21 protein-coding genes and 1 pseudogene are annotated in these 21,795 nt (G+C 48.2%); 14 read left to right on the top strand and 8 right to left on the bottom strand.

The features are described from left to right. The first annotated feature begins 25 nt into the window (after positions 1-25). Positions 26-514: a hemerythrin domain-containing protein gene (locus LIN78_RS06425; protein ID WP_264474527.1), complete on the top strand. Its 489-nt coding sequence runs from the start codon at positions 26-28 to the stop codon at positions 512-514. A 60-nt stretch (positions 515-574) separates the two neighbouring features. On the opposite strand, the gene LIN78_RS06420 is transcribed toward LIN78_RS06425, so the two are convergent. Then, complete coding sequence (locus LIN78_RS06420) at positions 575-1,063, bottom strand: hypothetical protein (RefSeq protein WP_227179695.1); 489 nt, start codon at positions 1,061-1,063, stop codon at positions 575-577. Between the two features lie 190 nt (positions 1,064-1,253). On the opposite strand from LIN78_RS06420, the gene LIN78_RS06415 reads away from it, so the two are divergent. Together LIN78_RS06415 and LIN78_RS06410 are read left to right on the top strand one after the other, a co-directional pair. Further along, positions 1,254-1,586, top strand: coding sequence for a cupredoxin domain-containing protein (locus tag LIN78_RS06415; RefSeq protein ID WP_227179693.1), 333 nt, complete (start codon positions 1,254-1,256; stop codon positions 1,584-1,586). Positions 1,587-1,616: 30 nt separating this feature from the next. Continuing rightward, entirely contained in the window at positions 1,617-2,483 is an 867-nt protein-coding gene (locus tag LIN78_RS06410) for an FTR1 family iron permease (RefSeq protein ID WP_227179691.1), read from the top strand. A gap of 116 nt (positions 2,484-2,599) precedes the next feature. Here LIN78_RS06410 and LIN78_RS06405 read toward each other — a convergent pair whose 3' ends face one another. Continuing rightward, positions 2,600-3,184 (bottom strand): LexA family protein, encoded by a 585-nt coding sequence (locus LIN78_RS06405; protein ID WP_227179689.1) that lies wholly within the window; start codon positions 3,182-3,184, stop codon positions 2,600-2,602. 217 nt (positions 3,185-3,401) lie between these two features. On the opposite strand from LIN78_RS06405, the gene trhP reads away from it, so the two are divergent. The 5 genes and pseudogenes from trhP to LIN78_RS06385 all read left to right on the top strand — a co-directional run bounded on the left by trhP (position 3,402) and on the right by LIN78_RS06385 (position 7,631). Then, on the top strand, positions 3,402-4,799 hold the full coding sequence (gene trhP / locus LIN78_RS06400) for a prephenate-dependent tRNA uridine(34) hydroxylase TrhP (protein ID WP_227179687.1): 1,398 nt from the start codon (positions 3,402-3,404) through the stop codon (positions 4,797-4,799). Positions 4,800-4,942: 143 nt separating this feature from the next. Beyond that, positions 4,943-5,941 (top strand): hypothetical protein, encoded by a 999-nt coding sequence (locus LIN78_RS06395; RefSeq protein WP_227179685.1) that lies wholly within the window; start codon positions 4,943-4,945, stop codon positions 5,939-5,941. 109 nt (positions 5,942-6,050) lie between these two features. Continuing rightward, complete coding sequence (locus tag LIN78_RS18385; RefSeq protein WP_373307745.1) at positions 6,051-6,158, top strand: endonuclease toxin domain-containing protein; 108 nt, start codon at positions 6,051-6,053, stop codon at positions 6,156-6,158. Then, a pseudogene (locus tag LIN78_RS06390) lies at positions 6,155-6,673 on the top strand (contact-dependent growth inhibition system immunity protein). The gene LIN78_RS18385 and the pseudogene LIN78_RS06390 overlap by 4 nt, the downstream one beginning before the upstream one ends. 133 nt (positions 6,674-6,806) lie before the next feature. Then, the gene (locus LIN78_RS06385) at positions 6,807-7,631 is read left to right on the top strand and encodes a hypothetical protein (RefSeq protein WP_227179681.1); all 825 of its coding nucleotides are present in this window, start codon (positions 6,807-6,809) and stop codon (positions 7,629-7,631) included. A gap of 133 nt (positions 7,632-7,764) precedes the next feature. Here LIN78_RS06385 and cysG read toward each other — a convergent pair whose 3' ends face one another. The 3 genes from cysG to LIN78_RS06370 all read right to left on the bottom strand — a co-directional run bounded on the left by cysG (position 7,765) and on the right by LIN78_RS06370 (position 11,285). Continuing rightward, positions 7,765-9,147, bottom strand: coding sequence for a siroheme synthase CysG (cysG, locus tag LIN78_RS06380; RefSeq protein WP_227179679.1), 1,383 nt, complete (start codon positions 9,145-9,147; stop codon positions 7,765-7,767). Positions 9,148-9,226: 79 nt separating this feature from the next. Next, positions 9,227-10,618: a sensor histidine kinase gene (locus tag LIN78_RS06375; protein ID WP_227179677.1), complete on the bottom strand. Its 1,392-nt coding sequence runs from the start codon at positions 10,616-10,618 to the stop codon at positions 9,227-9,229. Next, entirely contained in the window at positions 10,611-11,285 is a 675-nt protein-coding gene (locus LIN78_RS06370) for a response regulator (protein WP_227179675.1), read from the bottom strand. Before LIN78_RS06370 ends, LIN78_RS06375 begins: the two co-directional genes overlap by 8 nt. Positions 11,286-11,432: 147 nt before the next feature. Between LIN78_RS06370 and LIN78_RS06365 the strand changes: the two genes are divergently transcribed. The 4 genes from LIN78_RS06365 to LIN78_RS06350 all read left to right on the top strand — a co-directional run bounded on the left by LIN78_RS06365 (position 11,433) and on the right by LIN78_RS06350 (position 16,420). Beyond that, positions 11,433-12,524, top strand: a complete 1,092-nt coding sequence (locus LIN78_RS06365) for an ABC transporter substrate-binding protein (RefSeq protein ID WP_227179672.1) — start codon at positions 11,433-11,435, stop codon at positions 12,522-12,524. Positions 12,525-12,634: 110 nt separating this feature from the next. Then, complete coding sequence (locus tag LIN78_RS06360) at positions 12,635-14,317, top strand: ABC transporter permease (RefSeq protein WP_227179670.1); 1,683 nt, start codon at positions 12,635-12,637, stop codon at positions 14,315-14,317. Beyond that, complete coding sequence (locus LIN78_RS06355; RefSeq protein ID WP_227179668.1) at positions 14,310-15,398, top strand: ABC transporter ATP-binding protein; 1,089 nt, start codon at positions 14,310-14,312, stop codon at positions 15,396-15,398. Before LIN78_RS06360 ends, LIN78_RS06355 begins: the two co-directional genes overlap by 8 nt. Then, positions 15,380-16,420 carry an AbrB family transcriptional regulator gene (locus LIN78_RS06350; RefSeq protein ID WP_227179667.1) on the top strand — a complete coding sequence of 347 codons (1,041 nt, stop codon included), beginning with the start codon at positions 15,380-15,382 and terminating at the stop codon, positions 16,418-16,420. Before LIN78_RS06355 ends, LIN78_RS06350 begins: the two co-directional genes overlap by 19 nt. Here the strand turns inward: LIN78_RS06350 and LIN78_RS06345 are convergent. The 3 genes from LIN78_RS06345 to LIN78_RS06335 are packed head-to-tail and all read right to left on the bottom strand — an operon-like array spanning position 16,417 to position 19,431. Further along, positions 16,417-17,535, bottom strand: a complete 1,119-nt coding sequence (locus LIN78_RS06345) for an ABC transporter permease (RefSeq protein WP_227179666.1) — start codon at positions 17,533-17,535, stop codon at positions 16,417-16,419. The genes LIN78_RS06350 and LIN78_RS06345 overlap by 4 nt on opposite strands. After that, entirely contained in the window at positions 17,532-18,461 is a 930-nt protein-coding gene (locus LIN78_RS06340; RefSeq protein ID WP_227179664.1) for an ABC transporter ATP-binding protein, read from the bottom strand. The genes LIN78_RS06345 and LIN78_RS06340 overlap by 4 nt, the downstream gene beginning before the upstream one ends. Further along, a complete protein-coding gene (locus LIN78_RS06335; RefSeq protein WP_227179662.1) occupies positions 18,454-19,431 on the bottom strand; it encodes an HlyD family secretion protein in 978 nt (325 codons plus the stop codon). Before LIN78_RS06335 ends, LIN78_RS06340 begins: the two co-directional genes overlap by 8 nt. A gap of 318 nt (positions 19,432-19,749) precedes the next feature. Here LIN78_RS06335 and nadA point away from each other — a divergent pair, with 318 nt between their 5' ends. Together nadA and LIN78_RS06325 are read left to right on the top strand one after the other, a co-directional pair. Next, positions 19,750-20,709, top strand: coding sequence for a quinolinate synthase NadA (gene nadA / locus LIN78_RS06330; RefSeq protein WP_227179660.1), 960 nt, complete (start codon positions 19,750-19,752; stop codon positions 20,707-20,709). Positions 20,710-20,711: 2 nt separating this feature from the next. Continuing rightward, positions 20,712-21,764, top strand: a complete 1,053-nt coding sequence (locus tag LIN78_RS06325) for a bifunctional nicotinamide-nucleotide adenylyltransferase/Nudix hydroxylase (RefSeq protein ID WP_227179658.1) — start codon at positions 20,712-20,714, stop codon at positions 21,762-21,764. Positions 21,765-21,795: the final 31 nt, after the last annotated feature.

The raw sequence follows: 21,795 nt of genomic DNA, 5'->3' as shown, positions 1-21,795 counted from the left end.
ACCCTCTTTGGAGACTCCTCTAGAAATGCTAGAGGCTTGTCACGGTCGCATCCGTAAGTTTTGCCAGAACTTGATTCGCTTGGTGAGTCATTTAGAGTTGGAAGGCAATTGCCCGGACGCGATGCAATCTGCAGCTAATATTCTGCGTTATTTTGATCAGGCTGCACCTGCTCATCACCATGATGAGGAAGAAGATTTATTTCCAGCCCTGAAAGAAGCGATTAAGGGGGATAGCGAAGAAGTCGCTGTTTTGTCTGCTATGGCAAGATTGGAAGCCGAGCATTCTCGTATGTATAACGATTGGCAGGCGGTTCGTCAGCGTCTAAAAGCGTTGTCGGAAGGCTTCTCGATTGCGCTTAACCATGATGGCGTTGCAACGCGTTTTGCAATGAACTATTTGCAACATGCGAAAGAGGAAGAGGAGCTTGTGTATCCGCACGCAGCAAGGCTTCTGAATGCTGCGCAATTAGCAGTGATTTCTGGCCAGATGGTGGCAAGAAGACAAGTCGCGTAATTCGCTAAGTAGATCTAGCGCTAATTAAAAAGCCTGTGATGGTAATGCATCGCAGGCTTTTTATTTTTGTAATTGTAGACTGTTTGGCTCATAAAATGGAAAACCAAGGCCGCCCATTTGCAACGTCATTCGAAGTTGGTCTCCAACGTTGGCGTTGGGGGGCAAGTGCATAAAGCTTTGGTAGGTGTTGCTTGCCTTATCGGTTAGCGTCACCACGATGCCACCTTTCCCATGAGAAATAGATTGAATGGTCAGTACCGTCTTGAAGGTAGGCGTAGACGGAAAGTTTCGATTGAGGATGAGTGCGAGTGCACCAAAGGCAACAGAAAGTACAACGATATTGGCAATCGTCAATAGGCCAATCTGGCGTTTGCGCAAAGTCAGTAAGCATCGCCATACCATCAGTACACCACCGGCAATACCAAACGCTTCCGCCCAAAGTAGGGTGTCGTTAAATGTATGACTCCACCCCCAAAACCCGAGCGTAATTACGAGCGAGACGGTTAAGAGAATAATGTTTGGTTGGAAAAAGTTAGATTGTTTTTTCATTACATTACATATAACCAGAACACCAATCATGCCAGTGTATTTCAATCCTATATATATGTCATGTAAAGCACAGATAGAACGGTGTATGTGGTCAAAAAGGTTGGAAGCCGTGCTTTAAAATATCTTTACATTTTGATTTTAATTGATAATAATTATCATAATCGTTATCTTGATCAATTAGGTTTGCATGATGAAAAAATTACTGGTTGCTGTGTTGTTGTCTGGTCTTGCTGCGGTGGCTCACGCAGAAGATGCTCAGGTTTATAAGCTAGATATTAAAGATGGTGTACTTACCCCTCAAAAACTAGAAGTGCCTGCAGATAAAGCGTTCAAAATTGAAGTGAAAAACAGTGGCAAAACGGCTGCCGAGTTTGAAAGCATTCCGCTGAAAAAGGAAAAAGTTATCGCGCCAGGCGCGACTAGCATCATCGCGATTAAAGCGCTAAAAGCGGGCGAATATAAATTTGTGGATGAATTCCACGAGAACCAGCCGACTGCGCAAGGCAAGATTGTTGCTAAGTAATTTTCTAAGCGAATACTTTCGGAGAAATCATTGGAACAGGTAATTTTTATTGTCTGGCGTGAAAGCGTAGAGGCCATGCTGGTGATTGGTATTCTCTATGCTTGGTTAAGAGCTAACCCAGATGCAAAAAATGGGATGAAGTATCTATGGGGCGGCGTAGGTGTGGGCTTAGGCCTTGCGACGATTCTTGGTGCAGCCATTTTGATCTTCCAAGATTTCTTTGCTGGTGATGCACAAGATTATTTCCAGATGGGCATGGTATTAGTGGCATCTGCCTTAATTGTGCAGATGGTGGTCTGGATGCGTAAGCATGGCCGAACTTTGAAGCGAGAGCTAGAAGAAGGCATGGCAGAAAATGCAAAAGCGGCCAATTGGTGGGGAATGCTGACCTTGGTGGCGATTGCTGTCGCCCGTGAGGGAAGTGAAACCGTTATCTTCTTGTACGGCATGGGCTTGGCGCAAGAAGGTACCAATATGGTGAACTTTGTCTTGTCTGCCTTATCTGGTTTTGTACTTGCCTTATTCTCTTTCTGGATCTTACAAGCCGGTAGCAAAGTGTTTTCATGGCGTGCGTTTTTCCGCTTCTCTGAAACACTACTGTTATTACTAGCTGCTTCTTTGCTGGTAACCGGTGTTGAAAAAATGCAGTCTTTCGAGTGGTTACCTACTTTGGTAGACCCTATCTGGGATAGCAGTGCCTTGTTGGCTGATACAGAAGGCTTTGGAAACTTACTGGCAGGACTAACGGGGTATAGAGCGCAACCTTCCCTAATGTTAGTGATTTTCTATGCCGTGTATTGGGCTGCGGTTTGGTTCTTCTTGAAGAAAGCTAGCCACCAAACGGCAACTAAAAAACCAATGATGCCAGCCCAAGCGGCTTCTGAAGGTAAGGCTTAAACCTTAATTGGTAAAAGATAAAACCGAGTAGTTTGAATTGACGTTCAGCAAAAAGCCACTATCAGTCGATAGTGGCTTTTTGTTTTCTTGGTTGTTTAACCAGAGAGATTGGTGAATTACATCTTACGAATCAGCCCGACCATCACCCCAAAAATTTGTAGCGATTGTGTAGGGCGGATCACTGGGTAGGCAGAATTACCTGGTCGAAGCAGATAGTGGATGCCGTCTTTTTCCAGGTATTTAAGGGTAAACTCGCCATCAACAATCGCGACGACAATATCCCCCGGATTAGCGACCAGGCGCTTTTCCACCACCGCAATATCACCTTCCTGAATATGTGCCTCGATCATCGAATCGCCTTTTACTTCAATCAGGACGGTTTCAGAAGGTTTATCAATTAGGTATTCATCGATATTCAGTGCTTCTTGCATGCCATCGTGCACTTCACTTGGTAAGCCAGCCCGCACGACATCTTCCGCCATTGGGCGACCAAAAAAACTTTTGGTTGGCACTAGTCTTTTATCTGGCGAGGTCTCAAGAAACCCTTGCAACTGTAAACGTTTGACCAAGGCAGATACTGCCGACTTTGACGCCAAGCCTAGCAATTGCCCCATGCTGGCGTAAGAGGGAAGACAACGAAAGTCTGCATAGTAATCTTGCAGCTTCGCCAGATAGTCTCTGTCTTTGTTTGGTGGTGGCATGGCTAGACCTATGATCGGTTTATTTAGAACGTTCGTTCTTATTGTATGTGCTTGGTCTGCCTTAGGCAAGAAAAACTGTTGTAATTTTTTCCTGCCGATTCCTAGACATTGGTAAAAAGGCGATAGAAAAAACAACCCTACTCACAGAAGGGTCTGATTTATAATGATTTTTCTGTATAATTGCCTCCCTCTAGTAGATTGATTAGTGGAATTCACCATGGCAGCTTCTCCCGAACTTTTGTTACCTGCAGGCTCTTTGTCCAAAATGCATGCAGCGTTTGATTATGGTGCTGATGCGGTATATGCCGGCCAGCCTCGCTACAGCTTGCGCGCACGTAACAACGAGTTTTCTTCATTAGAAACACTCAAGCAAGGGATTGATGGCGCGCATGCTCGCGGCAAATTGTTCTTTGTGGCGAGCAATATTTTCCCGCACAACGCCAAACTAAAAACCTATCTAAACGATATGGCTCCGGTCATCGAGATGAAGCCAGATGCGCTGATCATGGCCGATCCTGGTTTGATTATGATGGTGCGTGAAAAATGGCCAGAAGTGCCTATTCACTTGTCCGTACAAGCGAACGCGACAAACTGGGCTGACGTAAAATTCTGGCAAAAAATTGGCCTGACCCGCGTGATTTTGTCTCGCGAACTGAGCCTAGACGAAGTGGAAGAAATTCGTCAGCGTTGCCCGGATATGGAACTAGAAGTATTTGTACACGGGGCACTATGTATTGCCTACTCTGGCCGTTGCTTGTTGTCTGGTTACTTTAACCACCGCGATCCTAACCAAGGCACCTGTACCAACTCTTGCCGCTGGGATTACAACGTACAACCTGCTGCAGAAAATGAAACTGGCGATATCGCGCGTATTCCGGTGGAAACCATCAAGTTTGATTACCGCAAGGCGATGGAAGAGGCGGATCAGTCTTTCTCTGGCCTAGGTAATATGCCGCGCCACCCAATGGCAGACAATGTTTACCTGATCGAAGAAGCCAATCGTCCGGGTAGCCTGTTGCCGATTCTGGAAGACGAACACGGCACCTACATCATGAACAGTAAAGACCTACGCGCGGTAGAGCACGTAGAACGTCTGGCGAAAATTGGTGTGAACTCGCTAAAAGTAGAAGGTCGTACCAAGTCACTTTACTACGTGGCACGTACTGCGCAGGTTTACCGCCGTGCGATTGATGATGCAATGGCGGGCCGCCCATTCGACCCAACGCTATTGGGCGAGTTGGAAGGCTTGGCAAACCGTGGCTATACCGATGGTTTCTACCAACGCCATCACACCCAAGATTACCAAAACTACATGAGCGGCTACTCTGAGTCTGGCCGCAGCCAGTACGTGGGCGATGTACTAGATATCGTTGATGGTTGGGCTAAGATCGATGTGAAAAACCGCTTTGGTGTGGGCGATCGCCTAGAAGTGATTCACCCAAGTGGCAACCGTGTGATCGAAGTGACTAGCATGCGCAATACGAATAACTTGCAACCAGTAGAAGTGGCTTCTGGTAGTGGTTATGCGGTAAGTATTCCGTTGCCGGAAGAACTGAATGGCGCACTATTGGCGAGATTGCTGCAGCCAGCGACAGAAGAAACGACCTCTGCATAATTTGACTGTCGTGTCGCCCCAAAAAAAGGATGCCCAGTGCATCCTTTTTTGTTGGGTCTCAATAGGGCAAGGTTTCTATATTGTGTTGCTAATGGCATAATTTTCAAGCAAGTTATTGAAAATTTTTTTGGTTGAAAAAATTGATGACTCAGGAAATGAAGCGTTGTGAACGATTGGGCATAGACCCCAAGTGGCCTAAGCAAAAAAGTATTGCAGCTTTATTGAATCCCAATATCGATGGATATGAAGAATGGGTGCGGTCAAATATTCTAGAATATATTACAAGGAATGATGCAAATCGGTCGCCAGAAAATATACCAAATAGAAATAACGTGACTTTCAGTGACTTTGATATGCTTAGTTGTCCCAAAATCTACAGCATCCTTGCTCGCGTATTTGATTATCAGGATTGGGGCTGTCATATAGCCTACTGGTTACGTTATTACCAAGTGTCGCAACTTCAGAACGTTTTCTGGCACCATCGTTTCAACTCCCTTCTTACAGAAAGGGCTAACCGCAGCCTTAAGATGTTCAATATGGAAAGTGCTGCCCATATGTTGGCCGTGATGGCCATGATAGGCTGGAAAGAAGAGGCAATTTATCAAGGTTACCTTACTCATGCCGCACTGAACCGAGATTATCAATTGGCATTACAATATCGCGAAGAACATCGCCGGGCACAGGCTTTTATCCTCCGGCTGTTTGCTGACTGGGTGGGTGACTGTCATCACCAATGGCCCGCCTATGCGTATGATGAGCCGATCTACGAAACATTGCTTGTACACTGGCGCACACCCAATCCAGAAGACCTTGTGCCATGCTTGCTAGCGGCATGCGACCGTCACACCTATAGTTCGGGTAAAGAAACCTTGAAGAAATTCTTCGACTTTAATACCGAAAATTATCTGCAACGGGTGCCTGTAGAAATTCTATTTCTTTTCCGTTTGCGACAATGGGAAGGCTTGGAGAACCCCATTCTCGACCATCCATTGATGGCCGCCCCCTTTGATCAGCTACCGCCAGTGCAGGCAGTTCCCCCTCTCGATGACTTGATGCAGGGCGTACTCAAGCGCGCCAGAGAAGATTGGCCGATGTACGATGAGGAGCTATCGCTGGAGACTTTGAAAGCTGCTGCGAAATAACTACTAAATAAAAGATGGCAATTTTAGCGACGAGTATTTAGTTGAAATTTGCTTTTCGCATCATCTAATAATGAAATTATTGCCTTTAAATTATTAGCATAAAAATTTTATCGCTATTCCTTACAACAGCACATCATCGCAATGGATGCAAATCAAAAGGGCGATTCAATACGGGCAAAGTAAGGATGTAAAAGTCAAAATTACGGTGATCAAATGAATGAAGTAACTAGAGGTTATTGGGCGGGAGTGGTGTGTAATGCCGATTTTATCTGTATGGATACCTTTTCTGGCTATCGAGGTGGATCTAATCGCGACCCCAAGGGCAAGCAATACATATTTCCTCCCGATGCCAGTGATCTGGCATTAGGTGAAGCGCTGAAAGATACGCTGGCCCATAGCCGATGGGTGCTCCCTGCCCCTCGAGAAGGGCTTACTTTTCCAGCCGGCGTGGAGTTTGATGTGTCTCTGGGAGATTACAAAGTTAATTATCCTGTGTGGGTCAGTACTTTGATGGAATTACATGGTTACAAGACAAAACGTGCACTGTTTAAAGGTATGAAAAATGTGGGCATTGAGAGCAAAAATAATGTAATTACTTTTACCCCCACGCACCATGCATAATTAGAAGGCTGGGAAGGGATTAATGGAGATGTGAATGTCGTCATTCCAGCTTCAAGCATTCCTGAAGCAATGGGCAGTGCTCTTCGGCTTGCTCTGAGCCGCTGCTCTTAGCTGTGGATTGGGTCCCTCAAACTAAGATAGTGTTTTTACAGGGGGGTAGTCATGCGTTTTGAACTTGGCGCAGATATGACTTCTAATCAAGGTCTGTGGCTAGCAGTAATGATCTATATTTTGCGAGTGAGTGATGACGCTTGAGAAAATGAACGAGAAACCGATTGCGAGAATTGCGCATGTGAAATCTCATATTGATGGTTTTGAGGAAGGTAACTTCTATTCTTTAATCAATAATGTGGTTAATAATACAGGTTCTGTTACCAATTCAATGAGGCTTTTAAGCTCTTATTGCACTGCAAAAGCCGTCTATGCCTGGTTTGTTGAGAAAGATATTGTATCTGTACAGAATTACTTTTTTGCAACATCCTTATTTTTCATTAGGGCACTATCGATAGAAGAAGAAAGAAAAGCAAATGGTATAAATTTTCAATTTCTTTTGCCGTCCTTGATATCAAAAAAAACAACAGTTGTAAAATGGTATGCAAATAATATTGATCAATATTTCTTTCCGGATAGGATTGCAAGTCATAAATCAATCGATTTTTGGACATATATTCCTTATGTTGCGATTCGCGGTGACTGGAGCACACTTAAGAAGCTATGTAATATCGTCATAAATGATCCTCCTAATAATAATTTTATAAACAAGCATTTTTATCACTATTTCTTCTATAAGGCCTTGGCTGAATCTGATTTCAGTGGTATGCAAAAAATAATTGATGACATGTTGATTAACAAATACCTAAAAAAAGCGGCAAGCTATGAAGGAGGATTTACCGCAGATTTAATTTGTACACCGCTATTGGTGTTATTGAATATTGCCAAACTTCATGGGTTTTCGCTAAAAATAGATACACCGCTAGTACCGTTGGAGTGGGTGTACTGTGCAAAGCTGAATCATTATTCGTTGCCATTTGATTTTATGAATAACTGGGTGGATGAGCTGAATCTCTGATCGATTTGGTCGTATTGTACCGGAACGATCTCTGTCACAGCTTACCTGTGAGGTTGCGCTGATGATCAGTTGGTGTGACTGACAGACCTGCCATGATCTATATTTGAAGACGTTTTAGCAGGCAATGCCTTGCTTACCCCCTCCACGCCAGTTTATCGTGCAGTTTCACCACATCACCAATAATAATTAGCGCAGGGGATTTGACGCCTTTTTCGGTGATTAGCTCGGGTAATGTCGTTAACGTGCCGGTAATGACGCGCTGATTGTCGGTAGTGGCTTGTTCGACAATGGCGGCAGGGGTGTCTTTGTCGCGGCCGTGCAGGATGAGTTGTTGGCAGATGCTGGCGGATTGACCAACGCCCATGTACACCACCACGGTTTCGTTTTTCTGGACTAGCCGTGGCCAATCTAGCGCTTCTTCTCCTTCGCGGCGGTGGCCGGTGACAAAGGTGCAGGCTTGGGCGTAGTCGCGGTGGGTGAGTGGGATACCCGCATAGCAGGAGGCACCGGCGGCGGAGGTGATGCCTGGGACGACTTCAAACGGGATGCCATTTTCTGCCAAGGTTTCGATTTCTTCGCCACCACGGCCAAAAATGAAGGGGTCACCGCCTTTTAGACGTAGGACTTTTTTGCCTTCTTTGGCTAGCTTGACTAACAGCTGGTTGATGTCGTCTTGCGGCAGGGTGTGTTGGTTGGTTTTTTTGCCAACATAGATACGTTCTGCATCCCTGCGTACTAATTCCACAATTGCTGGTGCGACCAGATTATCGTACAACACCACATCCGCTTCTTGCATCAGGCGCAAGGCGCGGAAGGTGAGTAGATCGGGGTTGCCGGGGCCGCCGCCGACCAGGTATACCGCGCCGCGTTGATAGCGGGCAATGTCTGGCGTGCTGAGTTGTTCTTCCAAATCTCTGCGGGCTTCTTCCAGTTTGCCGGCAAATACCTTTTCGGCAATGCTGCCTTGTAGTGCTTCTTCCCAAAATTGGCGACGAGTGCCAACGTCTGGCAGGGCGCTCTTGGCTTTGACTCTAAATTCGCTGGCTAGCTTGGCTAATTGACCAAAACCATGCGGGACGAGGCTTTCTAGCCGGGTACGCATTTGTCTGGCTAATACCGGTACACCCCCGCCAGTCGAGACGGCGATCATTAGTGGGCTGCGATCTACAATGGCGGGCATGATAAAGCGGCAAAGTTCGGATTGATCGACCACGTTTACCGGAATACTTCTGGCTTCTGCTGCGTGATAAACGGCTTCGTTCACTGTTTGATCATCTGTGGCTGCAATGACGATTCGCTTGCCTTCTACTTGGCTTGGTTCAAAGAAGCCATTGATATGCTGCATATTGCCAGCATCTACTTTGGCTTGTAATTCTGGGTGTAATTCTGGCGATACGATGCACACCATGGCCCCTGCGGCTTCTAGTAAGCTCGCTTTTCGTAAGGCAACTTCGCCACCGCCGACAACGAGGCAGGGTTGTTGCTTCAGTTTCATGAAAATAGGGAAGAATTCCATGGTAGTGCTCTTGGCTGGCGTTTAAACAAAGGCGATTTTAGCAGGGGATACTCTGGTACGTTGAAAAAACCGTATGCGGCTAGGCATCTATTTTTGGAAAGCGAACCGCCACTTTTAGCCCGCCTTCTTCTGCTTTACTCAAAGAGATGGTTGCGCGGTGCGCTTGTGCACATTCTTTGACAATAGCAAGCCCAAGTCCGCAGCCGGTTTCTTTTGTCCCTAGGATGCGATAAAAGCGCTCGAATACCCTTTCTCTTTCTGATGCGGGAATACCTGGCCCACTATCGGAGACTTGCAGCAAGATATGGTAAGGATCGACTTTGACTGCCACGGTGACTAAGCCACGGTTGGGCGTGTAATGGATGGCGTTATCCAACAGGTTTGAAATCATCTCGTGTAAGAGTAGCGAGTTGCCTTCAATACTGGCCGTCTCGTCCCCTTCAAATCCTAGGTCAATCTGTTTGCTTCTGGCCGCTGTTGCAAATTCGGCGGTGAGTTCTCTGGCAAAGGTGGTGAGATCTAGCGGGGTGAATTCTAAATGTTGCACGCTGTCTGGCTCGGCACGAGATAAAGACAATAGCTGATTGGCGAGCCGCACGGTTTGCTTGGTGCTTTGGTGTAACTCGATGAGCGATGCTTGCATGCTGGCGGGCTCTGTGGCGCGTAGGGCAAGTTCTGCTTGGGTATACAGTAAGGTGAGTGGGGTGCGAAGCTGATGAGAAGCATCGGCAATGAAACGTTGCCGTGCGTCGAGCTCGGACTGTAGACGACGCATGGTTTGGTTAAGGCTACCTACCAGTGGTTTGAGTTCAGATTGTACTTTTTCTTCGTTAAATGGATAAAGTTCGCCTTCTTCCCGACGTTGGATTTTGTCGCGCAGCCGCAGGAGCGGTTGTAATCCGCGGTGTATCCCGATAGCGACGAAGAAGGCCGCTAACGCCATCATCCAGAGTTGATCACGCACCGCATCCCAGACAATTTGATTCGCAAGGGCGGTACGCGAGCTAAGCGTTTCACCCACTTGTACGGTGGCGACCATGTGCTTACCCGCAAATAATGGGCGTTGAAAAACAGCAAATCGGACTTCCTCTCCTCGATAGATGGCATCAAAGAAAATAATGGGGGACTGCGGAGTGGGGCGAATGGTTTTAGGGGGGGAGGGTAGGTTGGCATAGCCTGTTAGTTGCTTGCCTGTGTTGAGGGTGACGCTGTAGTAGACGCGATCTTGGAACTGGGATTCGAACATTTCTAGTGCAGCGGCAGGAATATCGACATGTACGCCGGTTTCATCAATCGTGACGCGTTCGGCAATGGTCCGAACCGAGGCCTGTAAGGTTCGATCATAGGCGACATTAGCGAGCTCTTTGGAGGCATCGATAGTTTGCCAAATATTAAAACCAAGCAAGAGGCCGAGCGGAATCATCAACCACATGAGTAGTTGACCGCGTAAGCTTCGGACGAGCTTAACCATTATTTTTTTGCTCTAGCAAATAGCCTAAGCCACGTAGCGTGACAATTTGAACGTTGGCGTTTTCTAGTTTTTTGCGTAGTCGATGAATGTAAATGTCGATGGCTTCTAGGCTAACGGTATCGTCAAAATTGCAAATTTGTTCTAGTAACTGATCCTTGCTGACGGTCTTGCCGGTTTTTAGCAGCAAAACTTCTAAAATCGCATGCTCCCTTGGTGGTAAGGCGATATGGTCTACCCCTAAGCTGAAACGGCGTTGGTTACTATCGTAGGTGAGATCACCACACTGAATATCTGCTGACGGAGCGCCGTTCGATCTTCTAAGTAGCGCGCGTAAACGGGCTTCTAATTCAGTTAAATCAAATGGTTTGGCCAAGTAATCATCCGCACCCAAGTTTAGCCCTTTCACGCGATCTTCCACGCTGCCGTGGGCGGTAAGAATTAGCACAGGCAGTTTGCTGCCGCGTTTGCGTAAGCGGGAGAGTACCTCCCACCCTGATAATCTGGGTAGCGAAACATCTAGCACCAAAATGGCGTAATCGTCTCTTTGCAAGGCGGCATCTGCGGCTAAACCATCTAAGACAAGATCAACCGCAAAGCGGGCATCTGTAAGCGCGCGCTTTAGCGATGCGGCAAGTTCTGGGTTGTCTTCTACGAGCAAGAGGCGCATAAAATCACCTTACAAAAAAACTTTGATGAATGAAAGGTAGTTGAAAGATTGCTTTTTTTATCATGCCAGCACTAACCGAACATTGTCTGCAAAAAAATGTATCGGTAAACAACAAAAAAATAGACACTAAAATTGGAGATACTTGAAATGAATCAGAAACGTCGCCTTTTATTGGCCGTGCTGGCTACCCTTCCTTTGACTAGCGCATTTGCAGCAGCGCCTGCTGGCTATCCGTCTAATTACCAAGCGGTGATTGATGGTGCGATGAAGGAAGGCAAACTAGTGGTTTATTCAACGACCGATACCGCCTTGATGCAACCATTGTTGCAAGACTTCCAAAAAGCCTACCCTGGCATCAAGCTCGAATACAACGATGTGAACTCAACCGAACTTTACAACCGCTATATCAGCGAAACTGCTGCGGGTGGCTCTTCTGCCGATGTATTGTGGAGTTCTGCAATGGACTTGCAGGTGAAGTTAGTAAACGATGGCTATGCCATGAAATACACCTCGCCTGAAGTGAAAAACATCCCGGATTGGGCGCACTGGCGTGATGAAGTATTTGGTACAACATACGAGCCAATCTCTATTGTGTACAACAAGCGTTTAGTTCCTACCGCTGAAGTACCCAAAACTCACGCAGATCTTGTGAACTTGCTAAACAAGAACACCGCCAAGTACAAAGGTAAAGTCACTACTTATGATATCGAGAAATCCGGTACGGGCTTCTTGTTTATTACCCAAGACGCCAAAGTAAACCCAGGCTTCTGGAATCTGGCCAAGGCATTTGGTACGGTGGATGTGAAATTGCAATCCTCTACCGGCGGGATGATGGAGCGTATCTCCTCTGGCGAGAACTTGATCGGTTATAACATCTTGGGCTCTTACGCGATTACCCGTGCGAAGAAAGACCCTAACATCGGTTTTGTGATGCCGACGGATTACTCTTTGGTGATCTCTCGCCTCATGTTTATTTCTAAAACGGCTAAATCGCCAAATGCTGCTAAGTTGTGGACGGATTACGTATTGTCTCGCCGTGGACAATCCATTCTGGCAACCTCTGCCGATTTGTACTCTGTACGCAAAGATATCCCAGGTGAAGCTTCTGGTGATTATCTAGGCCGTGTATTGGGCGGTGCGCTAAAACCTGTTGCGGTTGGCCCTGGCCTTCTCACTTATCTAGACCAAGCAAAACGTCTGGATTTCATCAAGCAATGGAAAAAAGCGCTAGGCCGCTAATTTCCTGAGTCCTGCCCTCCGAAGAGGAGGGCGTTTTCCCTCTGTCAATCGATGCTGGGTGTCCTGTTAGTTCAGGCACATGGGATCGTGTTGTCTGAAAGGATGCCGTAATGAATATCTTGGCAAGATATGGGCTACCCCGTATGACGGTGGTGCTCATCATGCTGACCGCCATTCTGATGCCGATTGGTTTGGTGGTTTGGCAAAGTGGATTAGATGCGCCTTTCTTTATGCCGAATCACGCGTATGGCTTGGATGCGTATCGTTTTATTTTCGATGATCCGGATTTTTGGAGCGCATTGAAAAACACCATCATTATTGCGGTAACCATGCTGGCAATTGCAGTGCCGTTAGGTGGGGCGTTGGCTTTCTTGCTCGCGCGTACTGATCTACCGTGCCGACGTGCTATTGAACTGATGGTGATGGTACCAGTGTTTGTGTCTCCGTTCGTGCTGGGGTTTGGTTATGTAGTGGCCACCGGGCCGGTCGGATTTTATTCCTTGTGGTTCCAGCAACTGTTTGGTGTGATCCCTTGGAATATCTATTCCGTTGGTAGTATTGCGGTGATTGCCGGGCTAACCCATGTACCTCATGTGTATCTATATGCTAGCTCTGCGCTGAAAAATCTGGGTTCGGATGTAGAAGAAGCGGCGCGCGTATCGGGTGCTAGCCCATTTGAAGTAGCAAGACGAATTAGCTTGCCAATGGTATCGCCATCACTGCTATACGCAGGGGTATTGGTGTTCTTCTTGGGCTTCGAAATTTTTGGTTTGCCATTGATTTTGGGCGATCCGGAAGGCCACTTGGTGTTGGCGTCTTACCTGTACAAATTAACAAACAAATTAGGTATTCCTAGCTATCACTTGATGGCTGCGGTGGCCGTTTGCTTGATCTGTGTGACCTTTCCGCTGGTGTTGTTGCAACGTTATTTGCTGCGTAGTGCCAACCGTTATATCGCCGTCAAAGGCAAAGTTACCCGTCAAAAACGCTTGCCATTAGGCAACTGGCGTTGGGCCGCGTTTGCACTAGTGACAATGTGGTTGTTTGTGACTGTGGTGGTGCCTCTCAGCGGGATTACTTTCCGTGCCTTTGTTAGCTTCTGGGGCGAAGGCGTGACGTTCTCTGAAGCCTTTACCTTGCATGCGTTTGCAGAAATCTGGAATCAGCCAAACCTGCTTCGCTCGGTGCTCAATAGTGTCTTAATCGGGGTGATTGGTGGCGCGGTGGCTGTGATGGCGTATACCGCGATTGGCCTAGCATCGCATCGCAAACAAGATGGTTTAACCCGTATTGTCGATTATCTGGTGTTAATCCCTCGTGCGGTACCTGGCTTGTTGGCTGGTTTGGCTTTCTTGTGGGTGTTCTTGTTTGTGCCTGGCCTAAAAGAGCTTCGCAGCACCTTAATTAGCGTCTGGCTGGCCTACACCGTGGTGTGGTTAGCATATGGGATGCGTCTGATTTCTAGTGCCTTGTTGCAAGTTGCGCCAGAACTAGAAGAAAGTGCTCGAACTTTGGGTGCATCGGCCGGCCGCACTAGCCGCGACGTGACCATCCCGCTGATTAAGTTTGGCTTGCTATCTAGCTGGGTGTTGATGTTCATGATTTTCGAGCGTGAATACTCCACCGGCGTGTACCTCTTATCTCCTGGAACCGAAGTGATCGGTTCGATGCTGGTGTCACTATGGGCCGCAGGTGCGGTAGACATTGTGGCTGCACTTTCCCTGATTAACGTCGCACTGGTCGCCATTGGATTGGCCATTGCATTGAAGTTTGGAGTGAATCTACATGAGTAATCCTGCAAAAGAGAGCCTGCATCTCTCTGTAAATAACTTGCATCTTCAATATGGCGACAATCCAATCTTAAAAGGCGTGTCGTTTAATTTGGCACCGGGCGAAGTGGTTGCGTTGTTAGGCGCATCCGGTAGTGGGAAAACCACTTTGCTACGTGCAGTGGCAGGCTTAGAGCATCCTTCTCAAGGCGAAATCAAACTGGGTAGTAGCACCTTATTTGACGGTAGTCGCGATTTTGAACTAGCGGTTGAAAAGCGTAATTTGGGCTTGGTATTCCAGAGCTACGCCTTGTGGCCGCATCGTACTGTATTCGATAACGTGGCCTATGGCCTGACATTGCGGAAAGTGAATGCAGCAGAGATAAAAGACCGTGTTAGCCAAGCGCTAAAGAACTTAGGGCTTGGGCACTTGGCAGAGCGTTATCCGCATCAATTATCTGGTGGTCAGCAGCAGCGTGTCGCGATTGCGCGTGCGTTGGTCTACAACCCGCCGGTGATTTTGTTGGACGAGCCACTCTCTAACCTGGACGCCAAGTTACGCGAAGAAGCGCGAGCTTGGTTGCGCGAATTGATCGTAACCATGGGCTTGTCGGCGCTGGTGGTGACGCATGATCAAACCGAAGCGATGGCGATGTCTGACCGGATTTTGCTATTAAAAGATGGTCGCATCGAGCAAGCGGGTTCTCCTGCCGAGCTGTACTCCACGCCGCAATCGCTTTATACCGCAGATTTTATGGGGAGCAACAACCATCTGCCGGCCAGCGTGAAAACAGTCGAAGGTAGGAAGGCCGTGGTGGAAATTGCCGGCACGCAATTACAAGGCGTTCTAAAAGGCGAGATGAGCGCCGGTAGCCAATGTACCGCGCTGATTCGCTTAGAAAAAGTGGTGACTGGTGGTAACGATAACGCGCTAACGGCAGATCATATTACCTCTATGTTCTTGGGCGACCGCTGGGAGCATCTGTTCCATGTCAAAGCAGGGAATGATCATCTACGTTTGCGTGCGTTTGGCCCCGAGCCATTGAGTGCTGGTCAGCATCAAGTTTCATTGCCAACCGATGCGCTATGGCTATTTCCGCAATAAAACCATTATTACTCACGACAGTCACTAGCCTGTTGGCTGGTGCTGTCGCTGAACATTTGCACATACCACTGCCCTGGATGCTTGGGCCACTACTCATTACCGCTTTATTAGGGATGAGAGGGGTAAAAACCGCTGTCGTAGAAGGGGGGCGGCAAGCAGGGCAGCTGGTGATTGGCTTGGCGTTGGGGCATTACTTTACTTCGCCTGTCATACACGCCATGGCGAACGATGCCATCTGGTTGTTGCTGAATTGTTTGGCGGCTTTATCCGTGGGTTTACTTTCGATGCGGTTGCTCTTGCCCCACTTGACGAGGGCAACTGCCTTTTTTGCGATGTTACCCGGTGGTGCTGCCGAAATGGCGGTTTTGGGGGCGCGTCATGGCGGCGAGCCAGCCATCATCGCACTTTGCCATACGATTCGGGTCGTATTAGTAGTGTCTACTGTGCCCATTGGTATGGTACTTTCTGGCGCGAGTGGCGCAGATACCTATCAACCGCTTCATTTAACCTTTAGCGCGAGTGGGATTGCATTACTCACCATCATCGGAGTTATAGCAGGCTGGCTATGTAGCAAAGCCAAATTACCCAATGCTTGGTTGTTTGGGCCGCTATTAATGTCGGTTGTTCTGACTGCTAACGGTTTGCCGCTGTCTGCCGTTCCACATGAAGTTGTGAACATGGGGCAATGGCTAATTGGCTCGGCGCTAGGTTGTCGATTCCGCCAAGGAATGTTTTCGCAGATTCGGCAAATCGCCAAACGGATCATGGCCGCAATTATCTTATCCCAATTGCTGCTTCTGGCTTTTGGGCTGTTGTTGGCATGGTGGCACCATGTGTCTGTGCCGACGGCCATTTTGGCAACTGCACCTGGTGGGTTGGCAGAGATGTGCCTAACTGCCCGCAATCTGCACTTAGGCGTGGCCTACATTACCGCTAGCCAGTTGGCAAGGCTGGTGTTTTTGCTGGTGTGTTCACAACCTCTGTATTACTTGTATTTGCGTTGGTGTAATCGTCGCGGCTAGTCTAAGGTTTTGCGGTAGGTTTTTAACCCCAGCAACATGATCACCACCATAAAGGCAACGATGGGCCAAATGTGACCCCACAGGAGCGCCAACTCATTACCTTTTAGCAAAATACCGCGTACCAAGATCAGAAAGTGGGTAAGGGGAAGTAAGTTCCCCACCCATTGCGCCCATTCTGGCATCCCCCGAAACGGAAACATAAAGCCAGATAGCAGCATGGATGGCAGAAAAAAGAAGAAAGTCATCTGCATGGCTTGCAGCTGGTTTCGTGCTAGCGAGCTAAAGGTAATGCCTAGCGTTAAATTGGCGCAAATAAATAGCAAAATCACTGCATATAGCAACACCAGATTCCCCACCATTGGCACATGAAATAACCAATACGCCGCCAGTAAAATGAGAGTGACTTGCACTAAACCAATCAGCACATACGGGATAATCTTGCCGGTCATGACTTCTAGCGGGGTAGCAGGGGTGGCAAGTAAATTCTCGAATGTCCCCCTCTCGCGTTCACGCGTCATGGCAAGAGACGTCATCATCACCATCGTCATGGTGAGAATCACCCCGCATAAACCGGGCACCACGTTATAGGCGGTAATGCCTTCGGCGTTGTATCGTCGATGTAAGCGTAATTCTAATAGCGGTGCGCTGGTCAGCCGTCTGCCGGGTAGGTCTGGCGCTAATACATCAGCACCTAACTTATTGAGTACCGAGGTCGCACCGCCAATAGCCATCGGGTCGGTCGCGTCGGTTTCTACTAAAATACTGGGTGTTTTGCCGCGAATTAAGTCTTTTTCGAAACCCACCGGAAAATGAATCGCAAACTGTGCTTCCCCACTTGCTAGTAGGCGTTCTGCTTCTTTTGGGGATACATCCCCTTTTAGATCAAAGTACCCACTCTGCGAAATCGCCGCTAAGTAGCTACGGCTCATCGGGCCAGGTTCTGCCACCACCGAGACGGTTGGTAAGTGCTTGGGGTCTGAATTAATCGCAAATCCAAACAGTAATAACTGAATAATCGGAATACCAATGACCATGCCAAAGGTGAGCTTATCGCGCCGAAGCTGGATAAACTCTTTAATCAGAATCCCTAGCCAGCGCTGGAAAGAAAACTTCATGCTTTCCCTCCCTGACTAGACTTCATGAGATGGATAAAGGCATCTTCCAACGTGGGTTGTATTGGCTCAATACGAATATCTGGCAGGTGTGTGAATGGCGCGAGTAGCATGCCAAGCTGATCCGCATCTTTCCCACTCACATGCAGCGCATTACCAAAGCTGGTGACGTGTTCTACATTTGGATGTTGCTTCAGTTGCAAAATAGCTTCGGGCGATAGCGCGCCATGAATCTGCCAAGTACAAAGCTGCTGCCGAGCTAAAATTTCTGCCACGGTGCCAGTCTCTAATAAATCACCATAGGCAATGTAAGCCAAGCGGTGGCACCGCTCTGCTTCATCCATATAGTGGGTCGACACCAGTACCGTGATGCCTTCTGCTGATAATCGGTGTATTTCTTCCCAGAACTCCCGCCTGGCTTGCGGGTCTACCCCTGCCGTGGGTTCATCTAATAGCAGTAACTTGGGTGAGTGCAGCAGGCAAGATGCCAAGGCCAAACGTTGCTTCCATCCGCCAGATAATGTGCCGGCTAGCTGGTGCTGGCGGCTGGTCAGCCCTAGCGTTTCTAGGGTTTCATCTACTTTCTGTCTGCGTTGGCGAACTTCAAACAATCTCCCTACAAACTCCAGATTCTCGCGAATACTCAAGTCTTCCCACAGCGAGAACTTCTGCGTCATGTAACCTACTTGGCGCTTAATTTCTGCACTTTGCTGAATCACATCCAGTCCCAGGCAATGACCTTGCCCGCTATCCGGTGTCAGCAGGCCACATAGCATTCGGATAGAGGTGGTTTTTCCACTGCCATTTGGCCCCAGAAAACCGTAAATCTGACCTTTTTCTACTTGCAGGGTAAGATCTTTAACGACATGCCGATCACCAAACCGTTTATTCAGCCCCTGTACATCAATGATGAGTTCATGGTCACTCATGGTTTGCCGCTTTGATGCTAACCGGCAAACCTAATGGTAAAGCGGTGCGATTACCAGAAATCGTTGCCTCCGCCCGAAACACCAATCGAGACCGGCTTTGTTCGCTGTAAATCACGGGGGGCGTATATTCTGCGGATGCAGAAATAAAACGTACGGTCGCAGAAATCGGCTGGCCACACCCATCACAAGTTACAGAAATCACTTGGCCCGTCTGATACTTTGTTCGTAGAGCTTCCGGAATATAGAATCGAATTAACCGCTTGTTATCTGCCAAAAAGCGTACAACCGGAGAACCCGCATTCACCCATTCGCCGGGCTGATAAAACACCTCACTCACCAAACCGTTTTGAGGCGCAGTGGCCGACTGGTGCGCCACTAACCACGCCTTTTGACGAACTACCGACTCGGCTGAAGAAACATTCGCCGTTGCCGCCCCTACTTCTCCGGTTCTACCAATGGGGGAGCGGTAAGTTGCTATTTGTGCCTGTAAAGCACTCACTGTCGCTTTTGCCTGATCGCGATTACTCTTTGCAGCATCAACAACAGAAGCAGAAACAAATTTCTGACTAAGCAAACTAGACTGACGCTTGTATTCAATCTCTGCCAACTGCAACGCGGCTTTCGCAGATGTCAAATTAGCCATCAACGCCGCAATTTCCGTTTCACGCTTGGCCGCCTGCAAATTCTTGACCTGATTCTTCGCTGCATCCACCTGCGCATTCGCCTGCGCCAAACCTTCATCTTCTGGAGCCGTATCTACCTTAAATAGCGGCTGCCCAGCTATCACCGCCTGCCCGCGAGACACGGGCGCTTCAGAAACAAATCCAGAAGAGGCCGTAGATAAATAGGTGTAATCCCCCTCAATGTAACCAGTTATGGAGTTTTGTTCTTGTTGTTGGCAGGCAACGAGGAACACACCACTAAGGATGATTAGGTTCGCCAGTGCGGTATTTTTGAAAGTGCTAAGCATCAGACATCACAAGGTAGATAGTTGACCACGTCATTATGCGCGCCTTATTTATAGGGACCAAGCAATCACGCTTGATGCACATCAAGTAGGGGTAAATATTGCATTGCCAATATTCCGTTGCATTTTCCGCACACAACCGCTTACACCATATTGGCAACCACCAAACCTTGTAGCAAAATACGAATCGCAGTTTAAAGAGGCGGGGATTCCGTCGTAGACGTAGGCTGCAAAACGAAAACGGTGCGTTGCACTGACAATTTGCTCATAGATACTGGTAGTCCGAGAGACGGGCTGCTCATATTCGTAGGAGGAACTCCTATGGCCAAGGTTGTTACACTTGCCCATTACTACACCACCCCTGAAATCCAGCAAATGGCGGATAAGGTGGGTGATAGTCTTGAACTTTCCCTGTTTGCTCGCGATGCCGAAGCCGATATTATCGTGTTTGCTGGCGTGCGCTTCATGGCAGAAACTGCCAAAATTTTGAATCCAAACGCGACCGTGATATTGCCGGATCGTGGATCTACCTGCTCACTGGTCGAACAAACCGATGTGACTGCGCTAAAAGCTTGGCGCGAAGCGCATCCAGATCACGTGCATGTGTCTTATATTAATTCTTCTGCCGAACACAAAGCACTGTCAGACTGGATTGTGACCAGCCGCAATGTGGACGACATCATTGCCCATCTGTACGCAGAGGGTAAAAAAGTGATTTTCTCGCCAGACCGCAACATGGGCGCGTACCTAAACTTCCAATACGGTTACGATATGCCGTTATGGTCTGCCGTGTGCGAAGTACACGACAAATTCAACCAGCAAGCGTTAGATGAAGGCTTCGCTAGCGTAGGTGATTTGCCATCTTACCTAATTGCCCACCCAGAAAGCCCATTGCCAGTATTGCAACAGGCAGATTATGTTGGCTCTACCTCTGGTATGCTCAACTGGGTAAAAGCGTTCGATAAAGCACCAAATAGCGTGATCTTTGTCGCGACCGAAGATGGCATCTTGTACAACATGAAGTTGGCTCGTCCAGAATTGGATATTCGCCAAGCACCAATCTACGCGGGTTGCCAGTGTAACCAGTGCCCGTACATGAAGCTAAATACCATCGAAGCAGTCAAACGCGCGCAAGCTGGTCACGGTATCGAGATCGATTACCTGACACCTGCAGCGATCGAAGCGGCTCGTCTGCCAATCGAACGCATGCTAGCTTTCTCTGAACAACACTACAAACTAAATGCAGCACCGGTAGTGGTCAAAGAAGCGGTGCCTGCGTAAGCATGCTCGATTACATTATCTATATTGGCCGGTTTCAGCCATTTCACGTTGGTCATTTAGCTACCGTGCAAAAAGCGTTGGAGTTGGCCGATAAGCTGATTGTGGTCTGCGGTTCGGCACGTCGCTCGAAAAGCTACGAACTGCCTTGGTCGGTTGAAGAGCGCGAATCCATGCTTCGTGCTTGCCTAACGGCGGAACAGCAAAACCGTGTGTATTGCGTCGGTGTGTCTGATCGGATGTATAACGATCAGCAATGGGTGACCGAAGTACAAAACGCGGTAGACAAGGTGATTGCAGTGGATACCGCCAGTTTGGGTAGTCGACCAGCGAGCTTCCGGATCGGGATGATTGGTTCTCAGCTTGGTTTGGATACCGGGTATCTGGACTTCTTCCCTCAATGGAAACGTATTAGTACTGACGAAGTACCCGGCCCGAACGCCAATGCCATTCGCCATGCTTTCTTTGAAGGGGGAGAGTGTTTTGCCCCGTTCGAGACCTTGATTCCGCCACCGGTACTATCGTATTTGCAGGATTTTCAGCAAACGCCTGCCTACGACAACCTCGCCTCCGAATACCGGTTTATTCACCAATATAAAGCCGCGTGGCGTGCAGCCCCTTATCCGCCGACGTTTGTGACGGTAGATGCGGTCGTGATTCACTCAGGCCATATTTTATTGGTGCGCCGCCGTGCGCAGCCGGGTAAAGGCTTGTGGGCGTTGCCCGGTGGGTTTGTAGAACAGCACGAGCGGCTTAAAGACGGTGTGATTCGCGAATTACGTGAAGAAACGCGTCTAAAAGTACCAGAGCCCGTCTTGGCTGGTTCTATCCGGACTTCGCGCGTGTTTGATCATCCGGAGCGTAGCCTGCGTGGTAGAACCATTACTCATGCTTTCCTTTTCGAGCTAGCACCAACGCAAGAAGGGCTTCCGAAAGTGAAGGGCAGCGATGACGCAGACAAAGCGAGTTGGGTGCCGTTGTCTCACTTTTCAAGGATGGAGAGCGAGTTGTTTGAAGACCACTTCTATATTGTGAACTGGTTCTTAGGGCAGATTTAAGGCATTTCGCTGGTACGTTCGCAAATAAAAA

Source organism: Leeia speluncae (assembly GCF_020564625.1).
GTDB classification, from domain to species: Bacteria; Pseudomonadota; Gammaproteobacteria; order Burkholderiales; family Leeiaceae; genus Leeia; species Leeia speluncae.
The sequence above is the reverse complement of the archived record's forward strand: the minus strand, read 5'-3'. Positions and strand labels throughout refer to the sequence as shown.

What these genes read in the sequence shown, in the direction of transcription:
- LIN78_RS06425 (WP_264474527.1), top strand. Translation starts at nt 26, where the DNA reads ATGCTAGAGGCTTGTCACGGTCGCATCCGTAAGTTTTGCCAGAACTTG.
- LIN78_RS06420 (WP_227179695.1), bottom strand. Translation starts at nt 1,063, where the DNA reads ATGAAAAAACAATCTAACTTTTTCCAACCAAACATTATTCTCTTAACC.
- LIN78_RS06415 (WP_227179693.1), top strand. Translation starts at nt 1,254, where the DNA reads ATGAAAAAATTACTGGTTGCTGTGTTGTTGTCTGGTCTTGCTGCGGTG.
- LIN78_RS06405 (WP_227179689.1), bottom strand. Translation starts at nt 3,184, where the DNA reads ATGCCACCACCAAACAAAGACAGAGACTATCTGGCGAAGCTGCAAGAT.
- trhP (WP_227179687.1), top strand. Translation starts at nt 3,402, where the DNA reads ATGGCAGCTTCTCCCGAACTTTTGTTACCTGCAGGCTCTTTGTCCAAA.
- LIN78_RS06395 (WP_227179685.1), top strand. Translation starts at nt 4,943, where the DNA reads ATGACTCAGGAAATGAAGCGTTGTGAACGATTGGGCATAGACCCCAAG.
- LIN78_RS06385 (WP_227179681.1), top strand. Translation starts at nt 6,807, where the DNA reads ATGACGCTTGAGAAAATGAACGAGAAACCGATTGCGAGAATTGCGCAT.
- cysG (WP_227179679.1), bottom strand. Translation starts at nt 9,147, where the DNA reads ATGGAATTCTTCCCTATTTTCATGAAACTGAAGCAACAACCCTGCCTC.
- LIN78_RS06375 (WP_227179677.1), bottom strand. Translation starts at nt 10,618, where the DNA reads ATGGTTAAGCTCGTCCGAAGCTTACGCGGTCAACTACTCATGTGGTTG.
- LIN78_RS06370 (WP_227179675.1), bottom strand. Translation starts at nt 11,285, where the DNA reads ATGCGCCTCTTGCTCGTAGAAGACAACCCAGAACTTGCCGCATCGCTA.
- LIN78_RS06365 (WP_227179672.1), top strand. Translation starts at nt 11,433, where the DNA reads ATGAATCAGAAACGTCGCCTTTTATTGGCCGTGCTGGCTACCCTTCCT.
- LIN78_RS06360 (WP_227179670.1), top strand. Translation starts at nt 12,635, where the DNA reads ATGAATATCTTGGCAAGATATGGGCTACCCCGTATGACGGTGGTGCTC.
- LIN78_RS06355 (WP_227179668.1), top strand. Translation starts at nt 14,310, where the DNA reads ATGAGTAATCCTGCAAAAGAGAGCCTGCATCTCTCTGTAAATAACTTG.
- LIN78_RS06350 (WP_227179667.1), top strand. Translation starts at nt 15,380, where the DNA reads ATGGCTATTTCCGCAATAAAACCATTATTACTCACGACAGTCACTAGC.
- LIN78_RS06345 (WP_227179666.1), bottom strand. Translation starts at nt 17,535, where the DNA reads ATGAAGTTTTCTTTCCAGCGCTGGCTAGGGATTCTGATTAAAGAGTTT.
- LIN78_RS06340 (WP_227179664.1), bottom strand. Translation starts at nt 18,461, where the DNA reads ATGAGTGACCATGAACTCATCATTGATGTACAGGGGCTGAATAAACGG.
- LIN78_RS06335 (WP_227179662.1), bottom strand. Translation starts at nt 19,431, where the DNA reads ATGCTTAGCACTTTCAAAAATACCGCACTGGCGAACCTAATCATCCTT.
- nadA (WP_227179660.1), top strand. Translation starts at nt 19,750, where the DNA reads ATGGCCAAGGTTGTTACACTTGCCCATTACTACACCACCCCTGAAATC.
- LIN78_RS06325 (WP_227179658.1), top strand. Translation starts at nt 20,712, where the DNA reads ATGCTCGATTACATTATCTATATTGGCCGGTTTCAGCCATTTCACGTT.